Annotated in this window: 22 protein-coding genes; 12 read left to right on the top strand and 10 right to left on the bottom strand. The window is 57.8% G+C overall.

All coding sequences use genetic code 11. The features are described from left to right. Together AC2FIZ_RS01560 and dksA are read right to left on the bottom strand one after the other, a co-directional pair. Complete coding sequence (locus tag AC2FIZ_RS01560) at positions 1–1152, bottom strand: FAD-dependent monooxygenase (protein ID WP_281994491.1); 1152 nt, start codon at positions 1150–1152, stop codon at positions 1–3. Between the two features lie 70 nt (positions 1153–1222). After that, positions 1223–1645: an RNA polymerase-binding protein DksA gene (dksA, locus tag AC2FIZ_RS01555; RefSeq protein WP_271947500.1), complete on the bottom strand. Its 423-nt coding sequence runs from the start codon at positions 1643–1645 to the stop codon at positions 1223–1225. A gap of 373 nt (positions 1646–2018) precedes the next feature. Here dksA and AC2FIZ_RS01550 point away from each other — a divergent pair, with 373 nt between their 5' ends. From AC2FIZ_RS01550 to AC2FIZ_RS01530, 5 genes are all read left to right on the top strand, one after another. Beyond that, positions 2019–2864: an AAA family ATPase gene (locus AC2FIZ_RS01550; protein WP_271948074.1), complete on the top strand. Its 846-nt coding sequence runs from the start codon at positions 2019–2021 to the stop codon at positions 2862–2864. Positions 2865–2979: 115 nt separating this feature from the next. Beyond that, on the top strand, positions 2980–3429 hold the full coding sequence (locus tag AC2FIZ_RS01545; RefSeq protein WP_271947502.1) for a GNAT family N-acetyltransferase: 450 nt from the start codon (positions 2980–2982) through the stop codon (positions 3427–3429). Further along, positions 3426–4778, top strand: coding sequence for a DUF2927 domain-containing protein (locus AC2FIZ_RS01540; protein WP_496688349.1), 1353 nt, complete (start codon positions 3426–3428; stop codon positions 4776–4778). The genes AC2FIZ_RS01545 and AC2FIZ_RS01540 overlap by 4 nt, the downstream gene beginning before the upstream one ends. Before the next feature lie 16 nt (positions 4779–4794). Continuing rightward, positions 4795–4965 (top strand): hypothetical protein, encoded by a 171-nt coding sequence (locus tag AC2FIZ_RS01535; RefSeq protein ID WP_185956603.1) that lies wholly within the window; start codon positions 4795–4797, stop codon positions 4963–4965. Positions 4966–4968: 3 nt separating this feature from the next. Next, the gene (locus tag AC2FIZ_RS01530; protein WP_496790483.1) at positions 4969–6153 is read left to right on the top strand and encodes a vWA domain-containing protein; all 1185 of its coding nucleotides are present in this window, start codon (positions 4969–4971) and stop codon (positions 6151–6153) included. 36 nt (positions 6154–6189) lie between these two features. On the opposite strand, the gene AC2FIZ_RS01525 is transcribed toward AC2FIZ_RS01530, so the two are convergent. Continuing rightward, positions 6190–7674 carry an inorganic phosphate transporter gene (locus AC2FIZ_RS01525; protein ID WP_142633316.1) on the bottom strand — a complete coding sequence of 495 codons (1485 nt, stop codon included), beginning with the start codon at positions 7672–7674 and terminating at the stop codon, positions 6190–6192. 171 nt (positions 7675–7845) lie between these two features. Between AC2FIZ_RS01525 and AC2FIZ_RS01520 the strand changes: the two genes are divergently transcribed. Further along, positions 7846–8532 carry a M48 family metallopeptidase gene (locus AC2FIZ_RS01520; protein ID WP_142633315.1) on the top strand — a complete coding sequence of 229 codons (687 nt, stop codon included), beginning with the start codon at positions 7846–7848 and terminating at the stop codon, positions 8530–8532. A 71-nt stretch (positions 8533–8603) separates the two neighbouring features. Here AC2FIZ_RS01520 and AC2FIZ_RS01515 read toward each other — a convergent pair whose 3' ends face one another. Genes AC2FIZ_RS01515 through AC2FIZ_RS01500 form a run of 4 tightly spaced genes read right to left on the bottom strand, consistent with a single transcriptional unit; the run spans position 8604 to position 13432 of the window. Further along, complete coding sequence (locus AC2FIZ_RS01515; protein ID WP_142633313.1) at positions 8604–9146, bottom strand: RSP_2648 family PIN domain-containing protein; 543 nt, start codon at positions 9144–9146, stop codon at positions 8604–8606. Continuing rightward, positions 9143–10345, bottom strand: coding sequence for an RSP_2647 family RNA methyltransferase (locus AC2FIZ_RS01510; protein ID WP_281994489.1), 1203 nt, complete (start codon positions 10343–10345; stop codon positions 9143–9145). The genes AC2FIZ_RS01515 and AC2FIZ_RS01510 overlap by 4 nt, the downstream gene beginning before the upstream one ends. A 38-nt stretch (positions 10346–10383) precedes the next feature. Further along, positions 10384–10656 carry a hypothetical protein gene (locus AC2FIZ_RS01505; RefSeq protein WP_271947514.1) on the bottom strand — a complete coding sequence of 91 codons (273 nt, stop codon included), beginning with the start codon at positions 10654–10656 and terminating at the stop codon, positions 10384–10386. Next, complete coding sequence (locus AC2FIZ_RS01500; protein WP_281994488.1) at positions 10643–13432, bottom strand: [protein-PII] uridylyltransferase family protein; 2790 nt, start codon at positions 13430–13432, stop codon at positions 10643–10645. The genes AC2FIZ_RS01505 and AC2FIZ_RS01500 overlap by 14 nt, the downstream gene beginning before the upstream one ends. Positions 13433–13714: 282 nt before the next feature. Here AC2FIZ_RS01500 and AC2FIZ_RS01495 point away from each other — a divergent pair, with 282 nt between their 5' ends. The 4 genes from AC2FIZ_RS01495 to AC2FIZ_RS01480 all read left to right on the top strand — a co-directional run bounded on the left by AC2FIZ_RS01495 (position 13715) and on the right by AC2FIZ_RS01480 (position 15928). Next, complete coding sequence (locus AC2FIZ_RS01495; RefSeq protein WP_496695748.1) at positions 13715–14137, top strand: DUF2852 domain-containing protein; 423 nt, start codon at positions 13715–13717, stop codon at positions 14135–14137. Between the two features lie 63 nt (positions 14138–14200). Further along, a complete protein-coding gene (locus AC2FIZ_RS01490; protein WP_142635100.1) occupies positions 14201–14632 on the top strand; it encodes an RDD family protein in 432 nt (143 codons plus the stop codon). Between the two features lie 75 nt (positions 14633–14707). After that, on the top strand, positions 14708–15532 hold the full coding sequence (locus tag AC2FIZ_RS01485) for an arginyltransferase (RefSeq protein ID WP_142633303.1): 825 nt from the start codon (positions 14708–14710) through the stop codon (positions 15530–15532). A gap of 6 nt (positions 15533–15538) precedes the next feature. Next, entirely contained in the window at positions 15539–15928 is a 390-nt protein-coding gene (locus tag AC2FIZ_RS01480; RefSeq protein WP_271947522.1) for a VOC family protein, read from the top strand. A gap of 135 nt (positions 15929–16063) precedes the next feature. Here the strand turns inward: AC2FIZ_RS01480 and AC2FIZ_RS01475 are convergent, their stop codons facing one another. The 3 genes from AC2FIZ_RS01475 to AC2FIZ_RS01465 all read right to left on the bottom strand — a co-directional run bounded on the left by AC2FIZ_RS01475 (position 16064) and on the right by AC2FIZ_RS01465 (position 20564). Beyond that, positions 16064–18418, bottom strand: coding sequence for a TRAP transporter large permease (locus AC2FIZ_RS01475; RefSeq protein WP_281971950.1), 2355 nt, complete (start codon positions 18416–18418; stop codon positions 16064–16066). A 17-nt stretch (positions 18419–18435) separates the two neighbouring features. After that, on the bottom strand, positions 18436–19362 hold the full coding sequence (locus AC2FIZ_RS01470) for a TRAP transporter small permease subunit (RefSeq protein WP_496691092.1): 927 nt from the start codon (positions 19360–19362) through the stop codon (positions 18436–18438). Between the two features lie 119 nt (positions 19363–19481). Next, positions 19482–20564 (bottom strand): TRAP transporter substrate-binding protein, encoded by a 1083-nt coding sequence (locus AC2FIZ_RS01465; protein WP_142633295.1) that lies wholly within the window; start codon positions 20562–20564, stop codon positions 19482–19484. A 245-nt stretch (positions 20565–20809) separates the two neighbouring features. Between AC2FIZ_RS01465 and AC2FIZ_RS01460 the strand changes: the two genes are divergently transcribed. Together AC2FIZ_RS01460 and AC2FIZ_RS01455 are read left to right on the top strand one after the other, a co-directional pair. Further along, on the top strand, positions 20810–22243 hold the full coding sequence (locus AC2FIZ_RS01460; protein ID WP_496790482.1) for a cache domain-containing protein: 1434 nt from the start codon (positions 20810–20812) through the stop codon (positions 22241–22243). Beyond that, positions 22240–22887 carry a response regulator transcription factor gene (locus AC2FIZ_RS01455; protein ID WP_142633290.1) on the top strand — a complete coding sequence of 216 codons (648 nt, stop codon included), beginning with the start codon at positions 22240–22242 and terminating at the stop codon, positions 22885–22887. The genes AC2FIZ_RS01460 and AC2FIZ_RS01455 overlap by 4 nt, the downstream gene beginning before the upstream one ends. Positions 22888–22932 lie beyond the last annotated feature (45 nt).

Raw genomic sequence — 22932 nt, 5'->3', positions numbered from 1 at the left:
CTAAGCCGTGGCATCGAACTCATAGATCCAATCATATTTTCGGCCCAACCGCGATCCAACTGCCATCAACGCCAGTTGCGCCCCGACACGCATAGGGCCACGTAGATGGAAGTTGCGCGCGTTGGCTCCAGCGGCAGCGACCACCCGAGTTGCCCGCTGGCGACGGGTCGCTTCATAGGCGGCCAGTGCTTGCGAAACGCCGGATTGTTCTTCGAAAGACCGCCCCAGAGTCCAGGCATCTTCTAGTGCAAGGCAAGCACCTTGGGCCATGAAAGGCAGCGTTGGATGAGCTGCGTCGCCCAAAAGCGCCACACGCCCATTCTGCCAGCATTCAGCAACAGGGCGCAGGAACAATGCCCAGATATTCGGGTCCTGAACCTCTTGCAAAATCTCTTTGACCAAGCCGCCAAAACCTGCAAATCGCGCCCTCAGCTCTTCTGGATCACCGCGCAGACGCCAGCCTTCTTCCTGCCAGTCAGACCTCTCTTCGATTGCCACGATGTTCATCAGGGTCTGATCGCGCAAAGGATACGTCACTACATGCCGTCCCGGCCCCATGGTTAGCACCGCGCAAGGGTTCTTGTTGCGCCGGTCCCATGGAATCGTCGCGCGCCAGGCAACCTGATGTGTGAATTTCGGTGTTTCCCTGCCAGTCAGGTCAGCACGAATTGCACTTTGGCCGCCGTCCGCGGCGACTGCACAATCAACCCGAAATCTCGCCCCCGTATCGAGGGTAATTTCGGCCTCGGACGGGTGCTTTCGCACCCGTTCCACACGCGCACCAAGGTGAAACTCTACCCCTTTTTGAACCGCCGCTTTGTAGAGAAGATCAAGCAGGTCAGCGCGATGGTAATAATAGGTAGGCCCGGCAGAGGGTGGCACGATTTTGCAGACCAGCCGCCCTGCCCGGTAATCACGAAGGACCGTTCCATGGGACAAAAGCCCAGCCTCGGGCGTGTCCGCAACAACCTTCAGCGCACGCAGCACAGCCATCCCGTTGGCGCTGATCTGAAGGCCCGCGCCAACCTCGGTCAATTCTGGTGCCTGCTCAAACACGGTCACCACGGCGCCGCGCTGTCGCAAGGTCAAAGCAGCCGCGAGGCCGCCAATGCCACCTCCGACTATGCCGAATTTCGATCCGCTGATGTTCATGTCACCGGCTTAACGCAAAAACGCCGGAGCAAAAGGCCCCGGCGTCTATGTTATCAGATTTTCCCAGCGATCAATCGTCGCGGTGAACCTTTTCGCGACGCTCATGCCGTTCCTGCGCCTCAAGCGTCATGGTCGCGATTGGGCGCGCATCCAAACGTTTCAACGAGATCGGATCACCGGTCATCTCGCAATAGCCGTACTCGCCTTCGTCGATGCGGCGCAGGGCCGAGTCGATCTTGGCCACCAGTTTGCGCTGACGATCGCGGGTGCGCAGTTCCAGCGCGCGATCGGTTTCTTCGCTTGCGCGGTCAGCGACATCCGGAATGTTACGGGTGTTGTCCTGCAGCCCTTCGATCGTATCGCGGCTGCCAGCCATTAGTTCGTTTTTCCAATCCAGCAGCTTGCGACGAAAATACTCTAGCTGCCTGTCATTCATAAATGGTTCGTCTTCAGCTGGACGGTAATCTTCAGGCAGAAAAACTTCCTGCTTCATTTTTGCTCCCTCGGTGTGGCCTGCGACGCCGGTCACTCTCTCATTACCTGACATGCGGCAATCCCCTTCTGCGGAGCGTTTATCTGACAGCGCAGTAATTGTCACTATGCAAACGTCGCCCCGGCGCCGCGCCATTGCGCGTGATCTAAATACGTCCAATCAAACAACAAAACCTTGTTTTTCTGTGAAAATTAACTGACCATTTCAGGGCAACGCCAAAAAGACGGCACCGGAGGTTAGCGCACGAATCAACCAAAAGCATTGTAGTTACTTGGCAATTTCCCTTCATGCGACGCAGCGACCTGGCTTGTCAAAATTTCTGCTGCGCGGTAACCCCAAGGGCGCATTTCGCGCGACACTTGATGAGGGGCCAATGACCGCACGTTTCCAAGGAACAGCCGAATACGTCGCCACAGACGATCTGACTATTGCGGTAAATGCCGCCGTGACGCTGGAACGTCCCTTGCTGGTCAAAGGTGAGCCGGGAACTGGCAAGACCGAGTTGGCCAAGCAGGTGGCCGGAGCGTTGGGGCTGCGGATGATCGAGTGGAACGTGAAATCCACCACCCGTGCGCAGCAGGGGCTGTATGAATACGATGCCGTCAGTCGTCTGCGCGACAGCCAGTTGGGTGAAGAGCGCGTGCACGACGTGTCGAACTATATCCGCAAGGGTAAATTGTGGCAGGCCTTTGAAACCGATGAAAAGGTCGTGTTGTTGATCGACGAGATCGACAAGGCCGATATCGAGTTTCCGAACGATCTGCTGCAAGAGCTCGATAAGATGGAGTTTCACGTCTACGAGACCAGCGAAACGATCCGCGCCAAGAACCGTCCGATCGTCATCATCACATCGAACAATGAAAAGGAACTACCCGACGCCTTCCTGCGCCGGTGTTTCTTTCACTATATCCGGTTCCCTGATGAGGCCACGATGCGCCGCATCGTCGAGGTCCATCATCCCGGCATCAAAGATGCGCTTTTGACAACGGCTCTGACCCAGTTCTATGAGATTCGCGAAACTCAGGGCCTGAAGAAAAAGCCATCAACCTCAGAGGTGCTGGACTGGCTCAAGCTGCTGCTGGCCGAGGACCTGACCGCCGAAGATCTCAAGCGCGATGGCGCCAATGCCCTGCCCAAACTGCACGGTGCGCTGCTTAAGAATGAACAAGACGTGCACCTGTTCGAACGCCTAGCATTCATGGCCCGCAACAAACGCTGAGCCGGTAAACCCTCGGTGATCGCCGCTTGCCTTAGCAAGTCTCGGATGCAAGCATTGGTCTCGGGTTGCCCGGCTTGTCCGGGCAATTTACCATCAGACCCAACGGGACTCAGCAATGCCAGAAACAGTAACAATTCGAGCCTTGCATCCGACTGATCGCGAGGACTGGGCGGATATGTGGCGGGATTATCTGGCGTTTTATGAAACGACGGTTCCGGATTCCGTCTATGACAGCACATTCTCGCGACTGCTGGGGGATGATCCGAACGATTTTTCTTGTTTCGTCGCGCAGGCCGACGGGGGGCTTGTGGGTTTGACCCACTTTCTGTTCCACCGCCATGCCTGGAAGGAAGAAAGCGTGTGCTACTTGCAGGACCTATTCGCCCGCCCCGAGGCGCGCGGCATGGGGGTCGGTCGCGCTTTGATTCAGGCCGTTTACGAAGAAGCGGATCGGCAAGGTGCACCGTCTGTCTATTGGCTGACGCAGGATTTCAACCATACCGCGCGAAAGCTCTATGACAGGATTGGCAAACAGACACCTTTCATCAAGTATCAGCGCCCATGACGCGATGGGTCGCAATCTTGATCAGCTTTGTCCTGACCGCATGTGCCACGATTGAGCCTGCCGAAAGCCCACCCGAGATTGTGGACGTCGAACCACCCCTGCCCCCCGCCAAGTCCTTTACGCGTGCATACCCCTCGCCTCCGGCGCGGTCGAATGAAAACATTGCAGCGGATTTCATCTCTCTGCATTTCGCACTGGAAGGGGGTACGGAACTGCCTGTTTTTACCCGGTTCGAAACCCCGATCACGGTGCGGTTGACAGGGGCTGCGACGGCCTCGCTTCAAAAGGATCTGGGCCGCCTGCTGACCCGTCTGCGCACCGAGGCCGGGATAGACATCAAACAGATCAGGGACGGTCAGGCCAACATCACGATCGCGGCGGTCAGTCAAAAAGAGATTCAGGACATCCTGCCTCAGGCTGCATGTTTCGTGGTACCCAATGCCTCAAGCCTTGAGGAGTACCGCCGGGATCGGTTCAAACAGAAAAGCAGCTGGACCAAACTGAGCAGCCGTGAGCGACTGGGCATCTTCATTCCCGCAGATGCAAGTCCGCAGGAAAAACGTGACTGCCTGCACGAAGAGATTGCACAGGCGCTTGGCCCGCTGAATGACCTGTATCGCCTTCCGGACTCGGTATTCAACGATGACAATATCCACACGGTCCTGACCGGGTTCGACATGTTGATCCTGAAGGCCGCATATTCATCCCAACTGCACAGCGGTATGACACGTGAACAGGTCGAAACGGCCATACCCGAAATTCTCTCGCGTCTGAATCCGCGCGGTGATGCGGTGCCGGTACAGCCCATGTCGGAAACTCCACGAGCCTGGATTTCAGCAATTCAGAAATCCTTGCAATCCAGTCGCAGCCAGCAATCGCGCATGAGGCAGGCCCGCAAGGCAGCCCGAATTGGCAAGGAACAAGGTTGGACCGATCACCGGCGCGCTTACCCTCATTACCTGATGGGCCGCATGGAACAGTTCGATGATCCGCATGAAGCGTTGCGCCAATATGATATTGCCCTGCAGTTTCTGCGCGCTACACCGGGCACGGAATTGCATCGATCCTACATCACGACCCAACTGGGCGCCTTTGCGCTTTCGCAAGGCAATGGGCCAGAGTTCCTGCCCAAAATCGACGACGCTATTAACGTGATGACACGGGCTGAGAACGCCTCGCAGCTTGCAACGTTATTGTTGCTGAAAGCCGAGGTCCTGAATGAAGTCGGCCGTTCCGCAGAGGCACGTTCCGTCAGACTGGACAGTCTGAGATGGGCACGATACGGCTTTGGCTCGGATGTAGTGGCCCGGTCGCTTATGCAGGACGTCGCAGAAGGACCAGTCAATTAACGGGGGCGATTAACGCATGATAGTGGTTCTGGGACTGGCGGTGCTGGGTGCGCTCCTTGGGGCGTTGACCGCGCGCAAACGCAACGGCAGCGGCGCCGATATCGCGCAATATGCAGCCGGATATGGAATCGCCTTTGCGCTGGTCGGGCTAATCCTGTCCTTGGTTCTGGTTCGCTTTGTGGTGTAGCCCATGTTTGTTCCCTTTTTCGAAAACCTTCGCAAAGCCGGTATCCCCGTATCCCTGCGGGAATATCTGACCTTTCTGGAGGGTATGAAAAAGGGGCTGGCAACCTATGATGTCGAGGCGTTCTATTACCTCGCCCGCGTGTCGATGGTGAAGGACGAACGCAATATCGACAAGTTCGACCGCGCTTTTGCCGCCAGCTTTGAAGGGCTGGAACAGATCGGGTTCGAACAGGTCCTCGAAGCCGTCGACATCCCTGCCGATTGGCTGGCGAAGATGGCGGAGAAGCACCTCAGCGAAGAGGAAAAAGCCGAGATCGAGGCCCTTGGCGGGTTCGACAAGCTGATGGAGACGCTGAAAGAGCGGCTCAAGGATCAGCAAGGCCGCCATCAAGGTGGCAACAAGTGGATCGGTACGGCAGGAACGTCGCCCTTCGGAGCCTACGGGTACAATCCGGAAGGTGTGCGGATCGGCCAGAAGGAAAGCCGTCATCAGCGCGCGGTCAAGGTTTGGGACAAGCGCGAATTCAAGAACCTGGACGACACGGTCGAACTGGGCACGCGCAACATCAAGGTCGCGCTGAAACGCCTGCGCCGCTGGGCCCGCGAGGGTGCTGCAGAAGAGCTTGATCTGGACGGCACCATCCGCGCCACAGCCGAGCATGGATATCTAGACGTCAAAACCCGGCCCGAACGGCACAATGCCGTCAAGGTTCTGTTGTTTCTGGACGTCGGAGGCTCAATGGACCCACATATCAAAGTGGTGGAAGAGCTGTTCTCGGCCGCAAGAACCGAATTCAAGCATCTGGAATATTACTACTTCCACAACTGCCTGTACGAAGGTGTCTGGCGTGACAACATCCGCCGCTGGGACCAGCAGACGCCGACCCATGAGGTGTTGCGCACCTATGGTCCCGATTACAAATGCATCTTCGTCGGTGACGCCTCGATGAGCCCTTATGAGGTCGCCTATCCCGGCGGTGCCAATGAACATTGGAACCAGGAGGCTGGCCAGATCTGGCTGCAGCGGGCACGCGACCAATGGGCATCGAACCTGTGGATTAACCCAGTGCCTGAGAAGTATTGGGAATATACTCACTCAATCGGAATGATCCGCGAGATTTTTCAGGATCGGATGGTGCCGATGACGCTGGCCGGGCTGGGAAAAGGAATGCGCGAGCTGACGCGATAGCGCCAGCCCGCGGATCAGGTTCTGCCGAGGCCGGGATTACCCGGCGATGGCCTGAATGCCCAGAAACAGAACACCCGACAACACAGCCGCCGCGGGCACGGTAATAATCCAGGCTGCTATGATCGTCATAAAGTGCGAGCGGCGCACCAGCTTGCGCCGGCGGCGTTCTTCCGGTGCCAGAACCGTCCGCTCAGGCACTGTAATGCGGGCTTTACGCAGCCGTCTTTCAGCATCCCATTCCCGGAAGAAGCCGACGCCAAAGACGGCACCCACTGCAATATGGGTCGAGCTTACGGGAAGACCCAGCCAACTGGCCACGATAACGGTGATGGCTGCGGACAGCGCAACGCAATAGGCACGCATCGGGTTAAGTTTGGTTATTTGGCTGCCAACCATTCGGATCAGTTTTGGCCCAAACAGGAACAGGCCAAACGAAATGCCAAAGGCGCCGATGATCATGACCCAATAGGGAATACTGATCGCCTGGGTGAAATCACCCGAGGCAGAGGCTTGCACGATGGCTGCCAAAGGCCCAACGGCATTGGCCACATCATTGGCCCCATGTGCAAAGCTGAGAAGTGCAGCGGACACGATCAGCGGAATGCCAAACAATATTTTGAGGGACTTGTTGCGGTTCTCCAGCCCTTCGGATTGACGCCGAATAACCGGAATCATCACGGCCCAGACCAACGCCCCGCAGACTGCCCCGATCAGCAGAGCAGTGCTCAGGTCGATCTTGACGATCTTCTTGATACCCTTCAGCGCCAGGTAGCTTGCAAACGCCCCCGCCATGATACCAACCAGCATCGGAACCCATTTCCGGGCCGCCGCGATCTTGTCGTCCTGATAGATGATCCTGGCCTTAATGAACCAAAGAAAACCAGCCGCCACCAGACCGCCAAGCATCGGCGAGATAACCCAGCTGGCCGCGATCTTGCTCATCGTCCCCCAGCTTACTGCGCCAAAACCGGCTGCGGCGATCCCCGCCCCCATGACGCCTCCGACAACCGAGTGGGTCGTGGACACGGGCGCTCCGACCCAGGTCGCCAGGTTGACCCAAAGCGCCGAAGACAACAAAGCCGCCATCATCGCCCAGATGAATACAGTCTGCGTTCCCATGCTTTCAGGAGCGATAATGCCCTTCGCGATCGTGGAAACAACGTCACCTCCAGCGATCAGCGCGCCTGCACTTTCGAATATGGCAGCAATCGCGATGGCGCCCCCCATGGTCAGCGCATTGGCCCCGACCGCCGGTCCCATATTGTTGGCAACATCATTGGCCCCGATATTCAGCGCCATATATGCCCCAAACATTGCCGCAAGTACTACGATCAGCGTGTTGTTGCCTTGTCCGAACAGGAAGGCTGCCACAAGACCAGCGACAACGATAAAAGAAAGCGCGATGCCAGACCCGACAAATGGGCGACCCACCTGGGAGGTTGCCACTTCTAGCCGAGAAAAGCGTCTAAGGTCGCGGTCAAGCGTTTCCAGGTGACGGGCTTCGTGGTCATTGTTGGACATTGTGTGTTCTCCGACGAGTTCCCGTGCGGATAAGGCGGCAGGCGGCGTTTTTCAACAGTTAGAATCCTAAAGAACCCAGTTTCCACTGCGTCATGGCAGCTAGGAAGCCTTTCAGGCCCACGGAAACGCTGATGCCTTGCCCTTGTGTCTGCTTATCCCCATATCAGAACCATGCTCCGAATTACTCCGATTCTTCTGGCGGTTCTGTATGCCGTGGTGATGTACCGGATCTCGGTCTGGCGCACCCATCGCGAGCTTGACCTGAAATCGACCGAACTGGCCGATCCCGCCCTCAAGCGTATGACTGACCGGCTGGCGGCGGCGCTGGGGATCGAGAGGGTTCCGGTCTATATATATGAAATCGACCCGGTGAACGGGCTTGCGGCGCCGGATGGACGAATATTCATCACACGCGGGTTTTATCGCAAGTTCCTCAATGGCGAGGTTTCCGCCGAAGAGATGGCGAGCGTCATCGCACATGAACTGGGGCATGTGGCCTTGGGTCATGCTCGGCGGCGGATGATTGATTTTTCTGGGCAGAATGCGTTGCGGACAGCCTTGATGCTGCTTCTGAGCCGGTTCATCCCATTCATCGGTGCGATGATTGCAAATGCGCTGACTGCGCTTTTGGCGTCGCGCCTGTCACGTGGGGATGAATATGAAGCAGATGAATATGCCGCCGCCCTGCTGACCAAAGCCGGAATCGGCATCGGCCCGCAAAAGTCTCTGTTTCACAAGCTTGAGGATTTGACGCAGCAACGCGCGGGCGTTGTACCCGCCTGGTTGATGAGCCATCCCAAAACGGATGAGCGGATTGCGGCACTGGAAGTGCTTGAGCAGCGTTGGGCGCGTGGCTGAGGCTCGGCGGCGAGAGGCCAGCCTCTCGCGCTCTCCGAGGTATTTTTGGCCAGATGAAACAGGGATCGCGCCTAGGTAGTCAGCGCTTTACCCAGACGCGGCAGGCGGGCTTTTTTCATCAATCCACGCAAAGTCCATGTATCGCCTGACAGGCGGTTTGCTTCGGCCAGTACCTGCTGTGCAAGCTGGTCCAGCCCTTGCGGGTCGTTATACCAGAAACCATACAGCAGACTGTCAGGGTCACGCCGCTCAAGCCCTTCTTCTGCAAGAATATTTCTGGGGAAATCCTTGGCGTTGACCGTGACGATGGTATCCGCTGACGCGGCTACTGCAGTGGCCAAAACGTGGATATCAGCGGCGTCCGGCAGCCAGAGCCGAGCCTGCAGGCCATCATTGGCTGGGCGTTCTGCCTTGGGCCATTTGACCTGCGTCAGGGCAATCTCGGCACGGGCCTGCGCCTCGCCCTCGGGGCCCAGCTTGCGTGCGGCGCGGGCCCATTCCTCGAGGATGCGCGCCGACCATATAGGGGTGAAATGACCTAGTCGGGCGGTGCCCAACAGCATCTCACGCATCACCGTTGGATAGATGACGCAGGTATCGAGTACAGCCTTCATAACCGGTAGAACACGGCCTTGAGGTAACCGCTTTCAGCCAGCTGCGGCAGTTGCGGGTGATCGGGCCCGGCAAAGCCCGTATGGATCAGTTGGGCTGAGCGCCCGGCGCGCCCGATACCACGGGATGAGGCGTCGCGGAAGCGGCCCAGATCAGCAGCGTGCGAGCAAGAGCATAAGCCCAGATATCCGCCCGGCTTGACCAGTGTGGCGGCCAATCGCGCAATGCGTTCATAGGCCCGCAGCCCTGCATCCAGCGCCTGCCTTGATGGTGCAAAGGCGGGAGGATCACAGATAACGACGTCGAATTTAGCGCCTTCGTCGTTCAACTGAGCCAACACATCAAAGGCATCGCCTTGGCGCGTGTCGAATTGATCGGCAAAGCCAGAAGCCTCGGCCCCTTTTGCGGCCAACTCCAATGCCGTGGCCGACCCGTCGACCGACAGCGCCTGTCCGGCGCCACCCGCCAGCATCGCCAACCCGAACCCTCCGACATGGCTGAAGACATCCAGTACCTGTGCCTTGGGTTGAACCAGCTGCGCAGCAAAGGCGTGATTGGGGCGTTGGTCATAGAACAGGCCGGTTTTCTGACCGCCCGCCAAATCCGCCATATAGGTTGCACCGTTCATCAACACGGGCAAAGGCGCATCTGGGACAGTGCCGCGCAAGGTCAGGTTGACATCATCCAACCCTTCCAGACCGCGTGTCCGGCCCGAGGCGTTTTTCAGCACGGTCGTCACGCCGGTCACGGCGGTCAGTGCATCGGTCAACATATCCAGATGCGCTTCGGCCCAGGCAGCGTTGGGCTGGATCACACACGCCTCACCGAACCGGTCGATGATGACACCCGGAAAGCCATCGGCCTCGGCATGGATCAGGCGGTAAAAGGGCGAGTCAAACAGGCGTTCGCGCATATCAAGCGCGCGGCGCAGACGGGTTTCGAACCAATCAGCCGTCAGCTCGGCGTCAGGATCGCGGTCCAGCACACGGCACATGATTTTCGATTCAGGATTGACCGCCACCAGCGCGATCGGCGCGCGATTTTCATCCTCGAGCACGGCCAGCGCGCCAGCAGGGATTTTGCGCGTGCGACGGTCGGTGACAATGTCATTGGCATAGACCCACGGGAAGCCATGGCGCAGGCCGCGCGCATTGGCTTTGGGTTTCAGGCGGATACGGGGACGGTCTGCAGTTTGGGTCATGGCGACCTCATAGTCGCGAACGCGCCGAGGGGAAAGCCCTAGCGGTTGCGAGACCGCCAACCACCGCGCCGTTTCGGCGCCTGAGCTGATTGCAACCCTTCGGTCAGCACCTGTGTCATTGGGTGATCGACCTCATCTTTGGCATAGATGGCGTGCAGGTCAGACAGGGCTTGCCTCTGATCACGCCCCTCCGGAAGGCTTAACGCCCAGTCCAGAAAGATACTGCGACATTCGGGCAATGTGATGCCATCGATGCGATAGGCCTCGCGGATCAGGCCTTTGTGATCGTTCGGATCGTCATTGCGCGGCATCTTTATCCTCCTGAATCACGCGGCCGATAATTTCGGCGGCGATATCGTAGCTTTCCTGCAACGCGGCCTGCAACTGTTCTACCTGCTCATACCCGGTGGCCCGACACAGGAAGGCAGAACCGCCCTCTCCGATTTTATCGGCCTCGATAACCTTACCTGACAACAGCCGAGCTGCGCATTGCACAGACCAGCATAGATCGTAGCAATCCTTCAACGTTTGCGCCTGAGCGACATCCAAAAGCGCGGCTGCGACTGCACCGTCCAACCCGGCATGTACATCGCGCTTTGCAACACCGGACAGTAAAGCGCCTGTTTCGGCCATCAGCTCTATGTCCATCATGCGTCCGGCCCCATTCTTGGCATCCCAAATACCGGCGGGGGTTTTCGCGGCTGCCAGACGCGCGCGCATTTCGGCAACTTCGCGCAAAACCTGCGCCTGATCGCGGGAGCGCGAAACAAGCTCTGTTCGAAAGCCCTCGATATCGTCGGCCAGAGAGGGCTCACCGGCGACGGGGTTTGCGCGCGTCAGGGCTAGGTGTTCCCACACCCATGCCTCATTCTGCTGATAGTTCGTGAAGCTGGCCCAACTGGTCGCCACCGGCCCCTGATTGCCCGAGGGGCGCAGCCGCATGTCGACCTCATAAAGTCGCCCCTGCGACATTGGAGCCGACAGCGCCGTGATCAGTGCCTGCGTGAACCGGGCATAGTAGGTCCGCGTGGCAAGAGGCCGTGGGCCCTCGGACATGTCCTGATCCAGCGGGTCGTAGATCACGATCATATCAAGGTCAGATTGCGAGTTGATCCGCCCTGCCCCCAGGGATCCCATGCCCAACACAGCGGCACCGCGACCAGGTGCGGGCCCGTGTTTGCTGGTGAACTGGTCCACAACACATGGCAGGATCGCAGCGATCACCGCGCTTGCAAGTTCGGCATATTGCTGCCCGGCCTGCACGCCGTCGATCAACCCGCGCAGATGGTGAACGCCGATCCGGAAATGCCATTCCTTGCACCAGCGCCGCGCCAGATCAAGCTGGCTTTCGTAGTCCTGCTCCTGCGAGAGTTCTCGCTCCAATTCGCCCTGCAGCACCGTCCGGCCCGGCCAGTCGTCAAAGAAGCTGCCGCCAATCACCGCATCAAAGACCGAGGCGTTGTGCGACAAATGCGCGGCCAATGCATGCGACGTGCCTACTATATCGACAAGCAGGTCGATAAGCTGCGGGTTGGCCTCGAACAGAGAAAACAGCTGCACGCCCGCAGGCAACCCGCGAAGGAAGCCGTCCAGTGCCAGCAGCGCCTCATCCGGTTGGGCGGTTTTGGCAAGACGCGTCAGCAGCTCTGGTTTCAGCCGTTCGAAAATCCGCGCCCCGCGCTGAGAACGCAGTGATGGGTAGGTCGTCCAGCGCGCCAATATGCTTTCGTCAAATTCAACTTCTGGCAAAGGTGCACGGGCTGTCGGGCCGGGGGCGAAAAAACCTTCGGTCAACTCATGAACCTCGGTCAGTCGCCGTTTCAGATCCGCAGTCAGATCGGCGCTATCAATCCCCATCAGGCATGCAATCCGCTCAATCCCGTCCAAGGATTGCGGAATCTTATGGGTCTGCGCATCATGGATCATCTGAATGCGGTGTTCGACTTCGCGATGCGCGCGGTAGTGATCGGTAAGCTTTTCAGCCACGTCCTCGGGCACCCACCCTTTGCCGGCCAAAGCCGCCAAACCCGGTACAGTGCCACGCACGCGCAGGTCCGTATCGCGACCTCCGGCAATCAACTGTCGGGTCTGAGTGAAGAATTCAATCTCGCGTATCCCGCCTTGCCCTAGTTTCATATCATGACCCGGAATGGTCAGCGCACCGCCTGTCCCTTTGTTTTCGCGGATACGCAAGCGCATGTCATGGGCATCCTGAATAGCCGCGAAGTCCAGATGCCTTCGCCAGATGAAGGGGCGGAGCGTATCCAGGAAACGCTGCCCCGCAGCGATATCGCCAGCGCAGGGACGCGCTTTGATATATGCGGCGCGCTCCCAAGTGCGGCCCAGACTTTCATAGTACCGTTCGGCAGCTTCCGCAGCCAGACAAACTGGCGTCACCGCAGGGTCAGGCCGCAGCCTTAGATCCGTGCGAAATACATATCCATCCGCTGTCTTGTCACTGAGTGTGGCGCAGAAATTCCGTGTCGCCCGGACCATCCCTTGCCGCGCATCATAGAAATCGTCCGGATCATAGCGCGTTTCGTCAAACAAAACGATCAGGTCGATATCAGAGCTGTAGTTCAACTCATGCGCACCCATCTTGCCCATGGCCAATATGATCATTCCCGCGGCAGAGGCGATATCATCTTCGGTCATCCCCGGCAATTTACCTCGCCGGATCAAGGTTGCAATCTCGGCCTTGGCGGCAACATCCGCTACCATGGCCCCGAAATCGGTTAGTGCCCCTGTAACTTTTTCCAACGGCCAGGCCCCTGCCAGATCCGCTAGGGCGGTCAACAGCGCTAAACGCCTCTTGGCCTGCCTCAGCCCCGGCCTGAGTTGATCCGCAGGCAAGGCCCTTGCGGTTTCCATAATGGATGCAAGCATCGCGTCCGGTTGCGCCAAAGCTTGCGGTAGCCAGTCAGCTTCCAGATCAATCAGGCCTTTGAGATAGGGGCTGGAGCCCGCAGCCCCTGCGATCAGTTCCCCCTGCTCAGGTGTAATGCCACCCACTGCATCGCGCGCTTCGGAACCAAGTGAAGGATCAAAGGCGCGCGGTACACGGTTGACGGCAAGAAGTCCTGTCATTTCATCTCCGATGACGTGGTTTCAGTATTTCTGTGGCCAAATATCTGACCCGACATTGCAACAATTTGGCGCTTAACTCAAAACAGCGCCGCAGCAGACAACCCAGCCAATGTTTGAAAGAAACCGTGGTGCGTTAGACTGAAATTGCGCTTGTTCAGATGTCAGGTCAACCATCCGAAATTCAGAAATGTAAATCATTTTCACATTGACCTCTTGTAACTGGGTTTGGTGCCCCCATCTATTCAATGTGAAAGCAATTTACATCTAACCCGGAGAGCACCAATGACCGCATTGACCGAACACGCCGTCCCTGAAAACCCGGGATGGCTCAGCCGCGCAGAAGCCTGGCTTGACGATAAAGGCAAAGGGGCCTGGATCGCAGCCATGGTCCTTGGCTTTATCTTTTTCTGGCCCGTCGGCCTGGCCCTTCTGGCCTACATGATCTGGAGCAAACGTATGTTCAACAAATCCTGCAGCCGTCGCAAATCCTGGCACAGCCACATGAGCGCAATGAAGCCCTCGGGCAACAGCGCATTCGACGCCTACAAGTCCGATACTCTGGCTCGGTTGGAGCGTGAGCAACAGGAATTCGAAGCGTTCCTGCATCGTCTGCGCGAAGCGAAAGACAAGGCCGAATTCGACCAGTTCATGGATGAACGCGTCCGCGAGAACCGCGAAAGCGACGAATCCGGCGATAACGCCTGATCGACCTTGCCCTGTTCCGACAATCGGGACAGGGTATTTGAAACATCTACCGGAATGACCCGTATGCACTCCTTGCCAGACCCGAACCGACAGCCCGAGTTTTACCAGTCCGTCACGACCAAACGGTTCCTGGCCTGGCTGTTCGATATCGCCTTTATTTCACTGCTTTGTACCGTCGCCATCGTCCTGACCCTCGGGCTCGGCGTACTGATACTCGCCCTGATTTATGCGGTGGTCAGTTTTGTCTATCGCGTCGTCACAATCGCCAACGGCTCGGCCACTCTAGGTATGCGTTTCATGGGGGTCGAACTGCGCGACGCTTTTGGTGAACGAATGGACACAGGTAAAGCGGTCGCACACACAGCCGGTTATTTTGTCAGCATGGCATTTCCGGTGCTGCAAATCATTTCAGTCATCATGATGCTGACCGGCGCGCGCGGCCAGGGCCTGACCGACACCCTTCTCGGCACGGTTATGATTAACCGTCGCGCTTAAAAGACTGTCGCGTGAATCACTTGGCGGCTCCGGGAACGGTTGTTATCATCCCGTTTCAGGAAACATAGGACATTCATGCGACACACGCTGCCAATCGCGCCGCAATTCTACGTTACGGCCCCTCAGCCTTGCCCTTATCTTGAGGGCAAGATGGAGCGTAAGCTGTTCACAGCCCTGCAAGGCGAAGGCGCGAATCAACTGAATGACTCCCTTTCCCAGCAAGGGTTTCGACGGTCTCAGAACGTCCTATACCGCCCTTCCTGCACCGATTGCGCCGCGTGTTTGTCCGCGCGGATCGACGTTTCGGCCTTTCAACCCAGCAAAAGCCAAAAACGCGCGGTCAGGCGGAACTCATATCTGCGACGCCGGGCGAATTCCCCATGGGCAACCGACGAACAGTATGACCTGTTCCGCACCTATCTTGACACCCGACATGCGGATGGCGGCATGGCGGATATGGACGTCTTCGAATTTGCAGCCATGATCGAAGAGACCCCCATACGCAGTCGAGTGGTCGAATACTCAGACCCCGAATCCGGTAATCTGATCGCTGTCAGTTTGACCGATGTCTTGGATGACGGGCTGAGCATGGTCTATTCATTCTATAGCCCGGAACAGCCTCAGAATTCACTGGGCACGTACATGATCCTGGATCACATCGACATCGCACGCGAGGCGGGTCTGCCCTATATTTATCTTGGCTACTGGGTGCCTGGCAGCCCGAAAATGGGATACAAATCCCGCTTTGCAGGGCTGGAAGTGTACAGTCAGGGCGAATGGAAACGGGTCAAGGATCCCTGTGACATTGCACATGACGGCCACCACCCGCTGTCCACCGCCCCCATCGCCGAACAGGTTGCCAGCATCCAACTGCCTGATCGTCACCCGACCAAAGGCTGAAACCTGATGCGACAAAGCCTCCACGCCGTTACGCTTGTCGTGCCGGATTACGATGATGCCATCGCCTTTTTCACGCATACACTCAGCTTTTCCCTGACGCAGGACATCGACTTGGGCGCTGGAAAAAGATGGGTCCGCGTAACCCCACATGGATCCACCGGGGGCTCACTTCTTCTCGCCAGAGCCGCCGATGCAGATCAGAGAACCGCAATCGGCAACCAGACAGGTGGTCGGGTCGGCTTCTTTCTGGAAACAGACAATTTCGACCGCGACTATAAGGCCATGCTGGCCAAAGGCGTCCATTTCGAAGAAGCCCCGCGCCATGAACCATATGGAACCGTAGCAGTCTGGCAGGACCCGTTCGGAAACAGATGGGATCTGATCCAATTCACCTGATCCGCATCTTCATCTGGCCAAAAATACCTCGGGGTTGAATTGACCGCAGGCCAAGAAGGGGCTGGCCCCTTCTACCTACAAACAAAGCAAAGGGGGCCAGCTGGCCCCCTTTTCATTTGAACACATGATCTTTGATCAATTCGGGATCAGATCCGGCACGATGGTCACAATCGCAGGGAAGAACCAAAGGATTCCGATACCTACCACCTGGATCAGCACAAACGGTACAATCCCACGATAGATATGGCCGGTGGTCACTTCTTTCGGCGCGACCCCGCGCAGATAGAACAGCGCAAATCCAAAAGGTGGTGTCAGGAACGAGGTCTGCAGGTTCACCGCCACCATGATCGTCACCCATTTCGGATCAAAAGACCCGCCATAGATTACCGGGCCTACAATCGGGATCACGATGTAAATGATCTCCAGGAAATCCAGCACGAACCCAAGGAAGAACAGCACCAGCATCACGATCAGGAAGACTGTGAATTCATTGTCAAAGCTCTTGAGGAACTGCTGGATATAGTGCTCACCGCCGAACGAGATCACCACCAGATTCAACAGCTGTGACCCGATCAAAATGGTGAACACCATTGAGGTCACCTTGGCGGTTTCCCGCACCACCGGGGTCAGCACGCCGCTGGAATACAGAACCCAGCAGCCGAACAGCAAACCGAACAGGGCATACAGATAGGCCGCATAGGCTATGATGAAGGCAATCCAGGTTTCGGCCGAGGCGCTGCTCTGATTGATGCGTAGATCAAAATTGACCCCCATCAACAGGGCAATGACCACGGCGAAGGTGGCCCAGATGATGACCTTGCCGGACCGCTCCTGATCTTGCAGCTTGCGATAGGCCGCCAGCATGATCGCACCACCCGCGCCCAATGCCGCCGCCGGTGTTGGGTTGGTCACCCCACCCAGGATCGACCCCAGCACCGCGATGATCAGAACCAGCGGAGGAAAGACCACCCGGATCAGATCATTGGTGGCACAGCGCGCCGCAGCCTCTTTGCAGCCATAGATGGCCAAGGCAAAGGGCAACGCCAGCATCACAAAGGTCAACCCTGACGAGGTTGTTGGCGACACGAACAGAATATCGACAAGCAACATCAGGATCAGACCAATGGACCCAAGGATCAGCGGCTGTGGCGACCGTGACGGAGCAATACCCCGACCCAGCACAATGGTCAGGCCCAGCAACAGAACCATCACCGCAACACCCGTTCCAATCGGAGCGGCGTTGGCAATCTTCTCCTGCTGCGCCGTGGCCAGTTCTTCCTCGGTCAGACGAGTTGATTCTGCGGCACCACCTGCGTCATCAATGGCCGTCTGCTCGGCCACGGCCTGATCCCAGGCGGATTGACCATGCAGCTCGATCATCGAGGCTTTGCAAGTTTCGGAAACGTTGGTCCGCAGCGATGCGCCCTGCCCGATATCTGAGAAGGCCGAGACCGAGACGTTCTGGCTGCCGATAACCCCCAGATTGCCCAGCAGAACTGTACCCACGATCAGCGCGACAGGCGCACCCAACAACCAGGTGAAACCTTCTGAACGGGTAATGGGCTCTCCGCTGCCGCCGGTCATGGGCACCGCAGGCGCCTTATGCGGGTTGAGCAGCGCATAGCCAAAGGCATAAAGCGCATATAGCAGCGCCAACATGATCCCTGGCAGCAAGGCGGCCTGGAACAAAGTACCGACCGAGACAACCGCAGGCTCACCCAGATAGGTCAGTGCGTCCGTGCATCCTGCGTCAACCGCGCGGGTCTCTTGGGCCGTCGAATACAAGTCACCGGCCAGCGTTCCCAGCAGAACAATCACGATCGAGGGCGGGATGATCTGCCCCAGCGTACCTGAAGCCGCAATGACACCCGTCGCCAATTCAGGCGAATAGTTGTTGCGCAGCATGGTTGGCAGCGCCAGCAAGCCCATGGTTACAACGGTCGCGCCCACGATCCCGGTTGAGGCCGCAAGAAACGCCCCCACGACCACAATCGAAACGGCCAGACCACCCGGCAACGGTCCAAAGACGCGCGCCATTGTGGTCAGCAGATCATTGGCGATCTTCGACCGTTCAAGCGTGATGCCCATCAGCACGAACATCAAAACCGCCAGAAGGGTTTCAATGGACTGACCGGCCAGAACACGCTCGTTCATGCGGTTCACGATGAACGACACGTTGCGGTCCAGAGCGGTTTCCCAGCCCGAGACAAAAACAGGCTCGGCAATCCTTGGTAAGTCCGGGAAGCGGAACACTGATATGGTATCGGGTTTAACCCCCGTGCTGACCAGATCCTGATACGCCGCAGAGCCGGTGTCGATCGCCTGGTGAATCAGCAAACCTGCGCTGTCCAATGCGGCGATGATGCCGAATGAGATCACTCCTGCCCCGCCGATGGCGAAGGCCACCGGAAAACCGGATAGAATACCTCCGAAGAGGCAGAAAAATACGATAATGAGGCCTATCTCGACGCCATCAAGTCCGAATAGCATTGTCTGGTTCTCCGTCCCTAATGCGCGCCTTCGTAGGCTTCTTCACCCTCGCCAAGGCTGTCCTTGTCGAGGTATTTTCCAACACTTTCCGGGCCTTCCACATATTCCAGATACGAGCGGTACAGGAATGCAATCGCGTGCAGGAACACCATCGCTGCGAAGGCGATCAGTAGGATCTTGAACAGGAAATAGCCGTTGAATCCGTTGGGGCTGAACCCGATGGTTTCCACGTTCCAGCGCAGCGCGCGGGACTTGGCCACCAGCCGGTCCAAAGTATCACTGGCCGAGGGCTTCGGCACGATCAGATGCCGCCACATGAAGTACCAGCCATACATCCAGGTCAGCACCGCCATCGGCATCATGAACAGTACAGCACCACACATGTCGACCACACGTTTGGCGCGGTGGCTGATGCCGGCATAGATCAGGTCAACGCGGACATGGCCGCCCTGTACAAAGGTGTAGGTGCAGCACAGGCACACGACCATGGCGTTATACAGTTTCAGCTCTTCCGCGAACCAGCTGATATCCATCTGAAACGGGATACCCAGCCCAAAGGACATATCCGGGCGGGTAAAGACCCGCTGCATGAACACGATGATGATCTGCTGAACCACCATCAAGAGGCCTGCCCAGGCGAAGAAACGCCCCGTCGTGTTGGCAAAGCCTTCAAGCCCGCGCACCATCGCCCACATGAAGTTGCGGTAGTACAGACCAATGGCCGTCAACACCAGAAACAGCGTGAAAACCACAAAGAAGAACTCGACCGACCCGCCGTAATAGACAAAGCGCATGACCGCTTCTTTGTCCGACCAGTCCAGCCAGAGTTGCGGATGCGTGATGGCGTATCCGAAATTAATGAAGGCTTCGGCAATGCTCTGAATGAACCATATCAGTCCATTCCACAGGGCGCCGAAGAACGAGATACCGTTTTCGTCCTGCATGTTGTCCCCAGGTCGCGTCAGTTGCACATTTGAGAGTTACAGTTTGTCCGACCGTCAGATGCGCAACGGGAAAGGCTCCCCCGACATGCGGGGGAACCGATTTCAAAGATCGAAGTGACTTAGCCGCGAACGCGGTCGCGCTGCGAGGTGTAGACACCCGACGACAGATTGTTCCAGGCCGAAGACGCGGCCATGGATTCCATCGCGCTGTCGTGGATGCGCTTGAACAGCTCGTCGCCCATGTTTTCGTCCAGGACTTCCTGGCTTGCGGCACCAAACGCGTCCCAAACGCTGTCCGGGAACTCCATGACCTTGACGCCACCTGCCTGCAGACGCTGCAGCGCCGCGCCGTTGTTGGCCAGGAATTGCGCCAGGTTCCACTGATGGCATTCACCTGCGGCGATCTCGATGATCTTCTGCTGCGAGGCAGACAGGCTGTCATAGACCTCGCGGTTGGTTGCCAGCGAAAGACCCGCACCCGGCTCATGGAAGCCCGCGGTGTAGTATGTCTTGGTGATTTCCTGGAAACCGGCTTTTTCGTCAGCCCACGGACCGATCCACTCGGTTCCGTCGATCGCGCCGGATGACAGCGCCTGATACACTTCGGAGCCCGGAATGTTCTGTACGGATGCGCCCAGTTTACCCAGAGCTTTACCGCCCAGCCCCGGCATGCGGAACTTCAGGCCGTTGAAATCTTCGGGGCTGTTGATCTCTTTCGAGTACCAGCCACCCGCCTGCGCACCGGTGTTACCAGCCAGGAAGGATTTCAGGCCAAAGATTTCGCCCAGCTCGTCATGCAGTTCCATACCACCGGCATGGTAGTACCAGTTCACCAGTTCCTGGGCGGTCATACCAAACGGAACAGCGGTAAAGAATGCATAGCCCGGATGCTGACCCACAAAATAATAGTCTGCCGCGTGGTACATGTCGGCCTGACCGGATGATACCGCGTCAAACACTTCGAACGCGCCAACCAGCTCACCGGCTGCTTTGATCTCAACGTTCAGGTTGCCGTCCGACATGGTGGTGATGCTGTCGGCGCAGCGCTGCGCGCTGTCGAACACACCTGCAAGGCCACGGCCCCAGGATGTGACCATGGTCAGCGTGCGCTTGCCCTGTGCATAGGCCGGTGCCGCCAGCGTGGTCGCTGCAGCAGCCGAGCCGCCCAGTGCGGATGTTTTCAGAAATGAACGACGGTCCATATGAGTGATCCTCCCCTTCATAATCATGACCCGGATTGTCCGGGCCTGTCGTATTCAACAGCGGCAAGACTAGTCACAAGGAAGTGAAAGGGAATACCTACTACTGCGTAGAAACGCGGCTTTCTGCGCGAATTGCACAGGCAATAACGGTCCAATCATAGCAAAACAGGGATTTTTGGTGCCGTTTTCCCGCCAGACGCCCAATCTTTTTGCAATTTTGCTGTGGCTTGCGTATCGATTCGTCCATGCAAAGACTTCGACAACTGGTCTCGTTGACCTATGCTCAAAAGCTGTCGCTGGTGGCGGCGATCCCGCTGGTCGTGGCGGTGGCCGCGATTGCGGTGATGGTTGCCTATGAGGCGCGCGCCACTGCCGAGCGCGAAATTGAAGCACTGGAACGCTCTTTGATTCAGGCCAAGAAGGAAGAGCTGCGCAACTATGTGACTCAGGCGCGCAATGGGTTTGCCTATATCTACGGGCGCGCGGCTCCGGATGACGCCGCCGCCAAAACTCAGGTAGCGCAAATCCTGTCGGCCATGATCTATGGGCAGGACGGGTTCTTTTTCGTCTATGACTATGACGGCACCAATCTGGTAAGCCCCCGTCAGACTGAGTTCATCAACCGAAATTGGGAGGGTCTGACCGACAGCGACGGCACACCGGTGGTGAATGAGTTCATTCGCCTTGCTCGTCAGGGTGCGGGTTGGCACAGCTTTATGTGGCAAAAGCCCTCGTCCGGGGAAGAAGCGCAGATGATCGCCTATGTCGTCGGCCTTCAGGATTGGCGCTGGGTCGTGGGCACCGGGGTATTCATCGATGACATTGTTGCCGCAGTTGCCAGCGCACGGGCCGAGGTTGAAGCGCGCGTGCAGCGTACCTTCATGTATATCGGTGCCATTGTTCTGGCCGCTGTTCTGATTGTCTTTGCCTCAGGCATGTTGCTCAACATCCGCGAAAGACGTCTGGCCGATGCCAAACTGAAACAGCTGACCCAGCGGGTATTCGACGCGCAAGAGGAAGAGCGCGGCCGTGTGGCACGCGAGCTTCATGACGGGATCAGTCAGATCCTTGTGGGCGTGCGCTTTGCGTTGGACAACGCCCGCCGTCGCCTGTCGCGCGGCGATGATGTGGGCGCGCATGATCCACTGGACAAGGGGATCGAGCATCTGGGAACCGCCATCAGCGAGGTCCGCCGCATCAGTCGCGACTTGCGCCCCGGCGTGCTGGACGATTTGGGCCTCGGCCCCGCGCTTGAGGCTCTGACAGATGATTTCCGCGAGAGAACCGGGATCGAGACCGATTTCTCGACCGTTGTTTTCCGCAACCGGCTGGATCAGGATAGCAAGATCGCCCTCTATCGCATTGCCCAAGAGGCCCTGACCAATATCGAACGCCATTCCGGTGCCACCCATGTCACCATCGATCTGCGCGGGCACAAGAAAGGCGCAACCATGCGAATAACCGACAATGGCCGCGGTTTGCGCAACTCTCCGGGTCGGGGCAGTACCGGGATTGGGTTGCGCAATATGCAGGAACGGATCGAGCAACTTGACGGATCGCTGCGTATTCTGTCATCACGCGGCCACCGCAGCGGCACAGTGATCGAGGTCAGCCTGCCACTCAGCCACCTGTTGCCGCCACAGGAAGACGCAACTCCGAACCGAAAGGCCGGTACATGAGCGACCAGACGATCCGGGTCCTGATTGTCGACGATCATCCAATGGTGGCCGAGGGGATCCAGTCGATCCTCGAAAGCTATGATGACATTACCGTGGTCGGGACACTCAGCAGCGGAAAGAAAGCGGTTGATCAGGTTGCCGATCTGAAGCCTGACGTCATCCTGATGGACCTGAACATGCCCGGGCTAAGCGGTCTGAGCGCAACCGAGATCATCCTTGAACGCATACCGGACACCTGCATTCTGATCCTGTCCATGCATGACAGCCCCGAATATATTTCGACTGCTCTCAGCCATGGTGCAAAAGGGTACGTGCTCAAGGACGTCCCAACGGATGAAATCAAAAAGGCCATCGACGCCGTCATGCGGGGGGAACAATATTTGTGCACGGGCGCAAGCGGTTCCCTCAAACCCAAAGGCGACACAACGCGCGAGGCTTTGACCGGGCGCGAGCAGACGATCTTGCTGGAGCTGGCACAAGGGAAATCGAACAAGGAAGTCGCCCAAACACTTGATATCTCAGTGCGAACGGTCGAAACCCATCGCAAGAACATCAAACGAAAATTGGGCATATCCTCAACTGCCGGCCTGACCCGCTATGCGCTGGAGCACGGCGTTCTACAGGGCACCAGCCCAGGGTTCTGATCCCGTAGCGCGGCACGCGCTGCTCGGCCTAGCCGCCGCAGGCAG

The organism is Ruegeria sp. CDSB022 (assembly GCF_059611145.1).
Note: the sequence above shows the minus strand (reverse complement) of the source record. Positions and strands in the feature narration are given on the sequence as shown.

Coding starts and splice junctions, on each gene's coding strand:
- AC2FIZ_RS01470 (WP_496691092.1), bottom strand. CDS start 19,362: ATGCAGGACGAAAACGGTATCTCGTTCTTCGGCGCCCTGTGGAATGGA.
- AC2FIZ_RS01460 (WP_496790482.1), top strand. CDS start 20,810: ATGCAAAGACTTCGACAACTGGTCTCGTTGACCTATGCTCAAAAGCTG.
- AC2FIZ_RS01560 (WP_281994491.1), bottom strand. CDS start 1,152: ATGAACATCAGCGGATCGAAATTCGGCATAGTCGGAGGTGGCATTGGC.
- AC2FIZ_RS01505 (WP_271947514.1), bottom strand. CDS start 10,656: ATGCCGCGCAATGACGATCCGAACGATCACAAAGGCCTGATCCGCGAG.
- AC2FIZ_RS01515 (WP_142633313.1), bottom strand. CDS start 9,146: ATGAAGGCTGTACTCGATACCTGCGTCATCTATCCAACGGTGATGCGT.
- AC2FIZ_RS01525 (WP_142633316.1), bottom strand. CDS start 7,674: ATGTCCAACAATGACCACGAAGCCCGTCACCTGGAAACGCTTGACCGC.
- AC2FIZ_RS01490 (WP_142635100.1), top strand. CDS start 14,201: ATGCACTCCTTGCCAGACCCGAACCGACAGCCCGAGTTTTACCAGTCC.
- AC2FIZ_RS01540 (WP_496688349.1), top strand. CDS start 3,426: ATGACGCGATGGGTCGCAATCTTGATCAGCTTTGTCCTGACCGCATGT.
- AC2FIZ_RS01545 (WP_271947502.1), top strand. CDS start 2,980: ATGCCAGAAACAGTAACAATTCGAGCCTTGCATCCGACTGATCGCGAG.
- AC2FIZ_RS01530 (WP_496790483.1), top strand. CDS start 4,969: ATGTTTGTTCCCTTTTTCGAAAACCTTCGCAAAGCCGGTATCCCCGTA.
- dksA (WP_271947500.1), bottom strand. CDS start 1,645: ATGAAGCAGGAAGTTTTTCTGCCTGAAGATTACCGTCCAGCTGAAGAC.
- AC2FIZ_RS01520 (WP_142633315.1), top strand. CDS start 7,846: ATGCTCCGAATTACTCCGATTCTTCTGGCGGTTCTGTATGCCGTGGTG.
- AC2FIZ_RS01500 (WP_281994488.1), bottom strand. CDS start 13,432: ATGACAGGACTTCTTGCCGTCAACCGTGTACCGCGCGCCTTTGATCCT.
- AC2FIZ_RS01480 (WP_271947522.1), top strand. CDS start 15,539: ATGCGACAAAGCCTCCACGCCGTTACGCTTGTCGTGCCGGATTACGAT.
- AC2FIZ_RS01495 (WP_496695748.1), top strand. CDS start 13,715: ATGACCGCATTGACCGAACACGCCGTCCCTGAAAACCCGGGATGGCTC.
- AC2FIZ_RS01550 (WP_271948074.1), top strand. CDS start 2,019: ATGACCGCACGTTTCCAAGGAACAGCCGAATACGTCGCCACAGACGAT.
- AC2FIZ_RS01510 (WP_281994489.1), bottom strand. CDS start 10,345: ATGACCCAAACTGCAGACCGTCCCCGTATCCGCCTGAAACCCAAAGCC.
- AC2FIZ_RS01535 (WP_185956603.1), top strand. CDS start 4,795: ATGATAGTGGTTCTGGGACTGGCGGTGCTGGGTGCGCTCCTTGGGGCG.
- AC2FIZ_RS01465 (WP_142633295.1), bottom strand. CDS start 20,564: ATGGACCGTCGTTCATTTCTGAAAACATCCGCACTGGGCGGCTCGGCT.
- AC2FIZ_RS01475 (WP_281971950.1), bottom strand. CDS start 18,418: ATGCTATTCGGACTTGATGGCGTCGAGATAGGCCTCATTATCGTATTT.
- AC2FIZ_RS01455 (WP_142633290.1), top strand. CDS start 22,240: ATGAGCGACCAGACGATCCGGGTCCTGATTGTCGACGATCATCCAATG.
- AC2FIZ_RS01485 (WP_142633303.1), top strand. CDS start 14,708: ATGCGACACACGCTGCCAATCGCGCCGCAATTCTACGTTACGGCCCCT.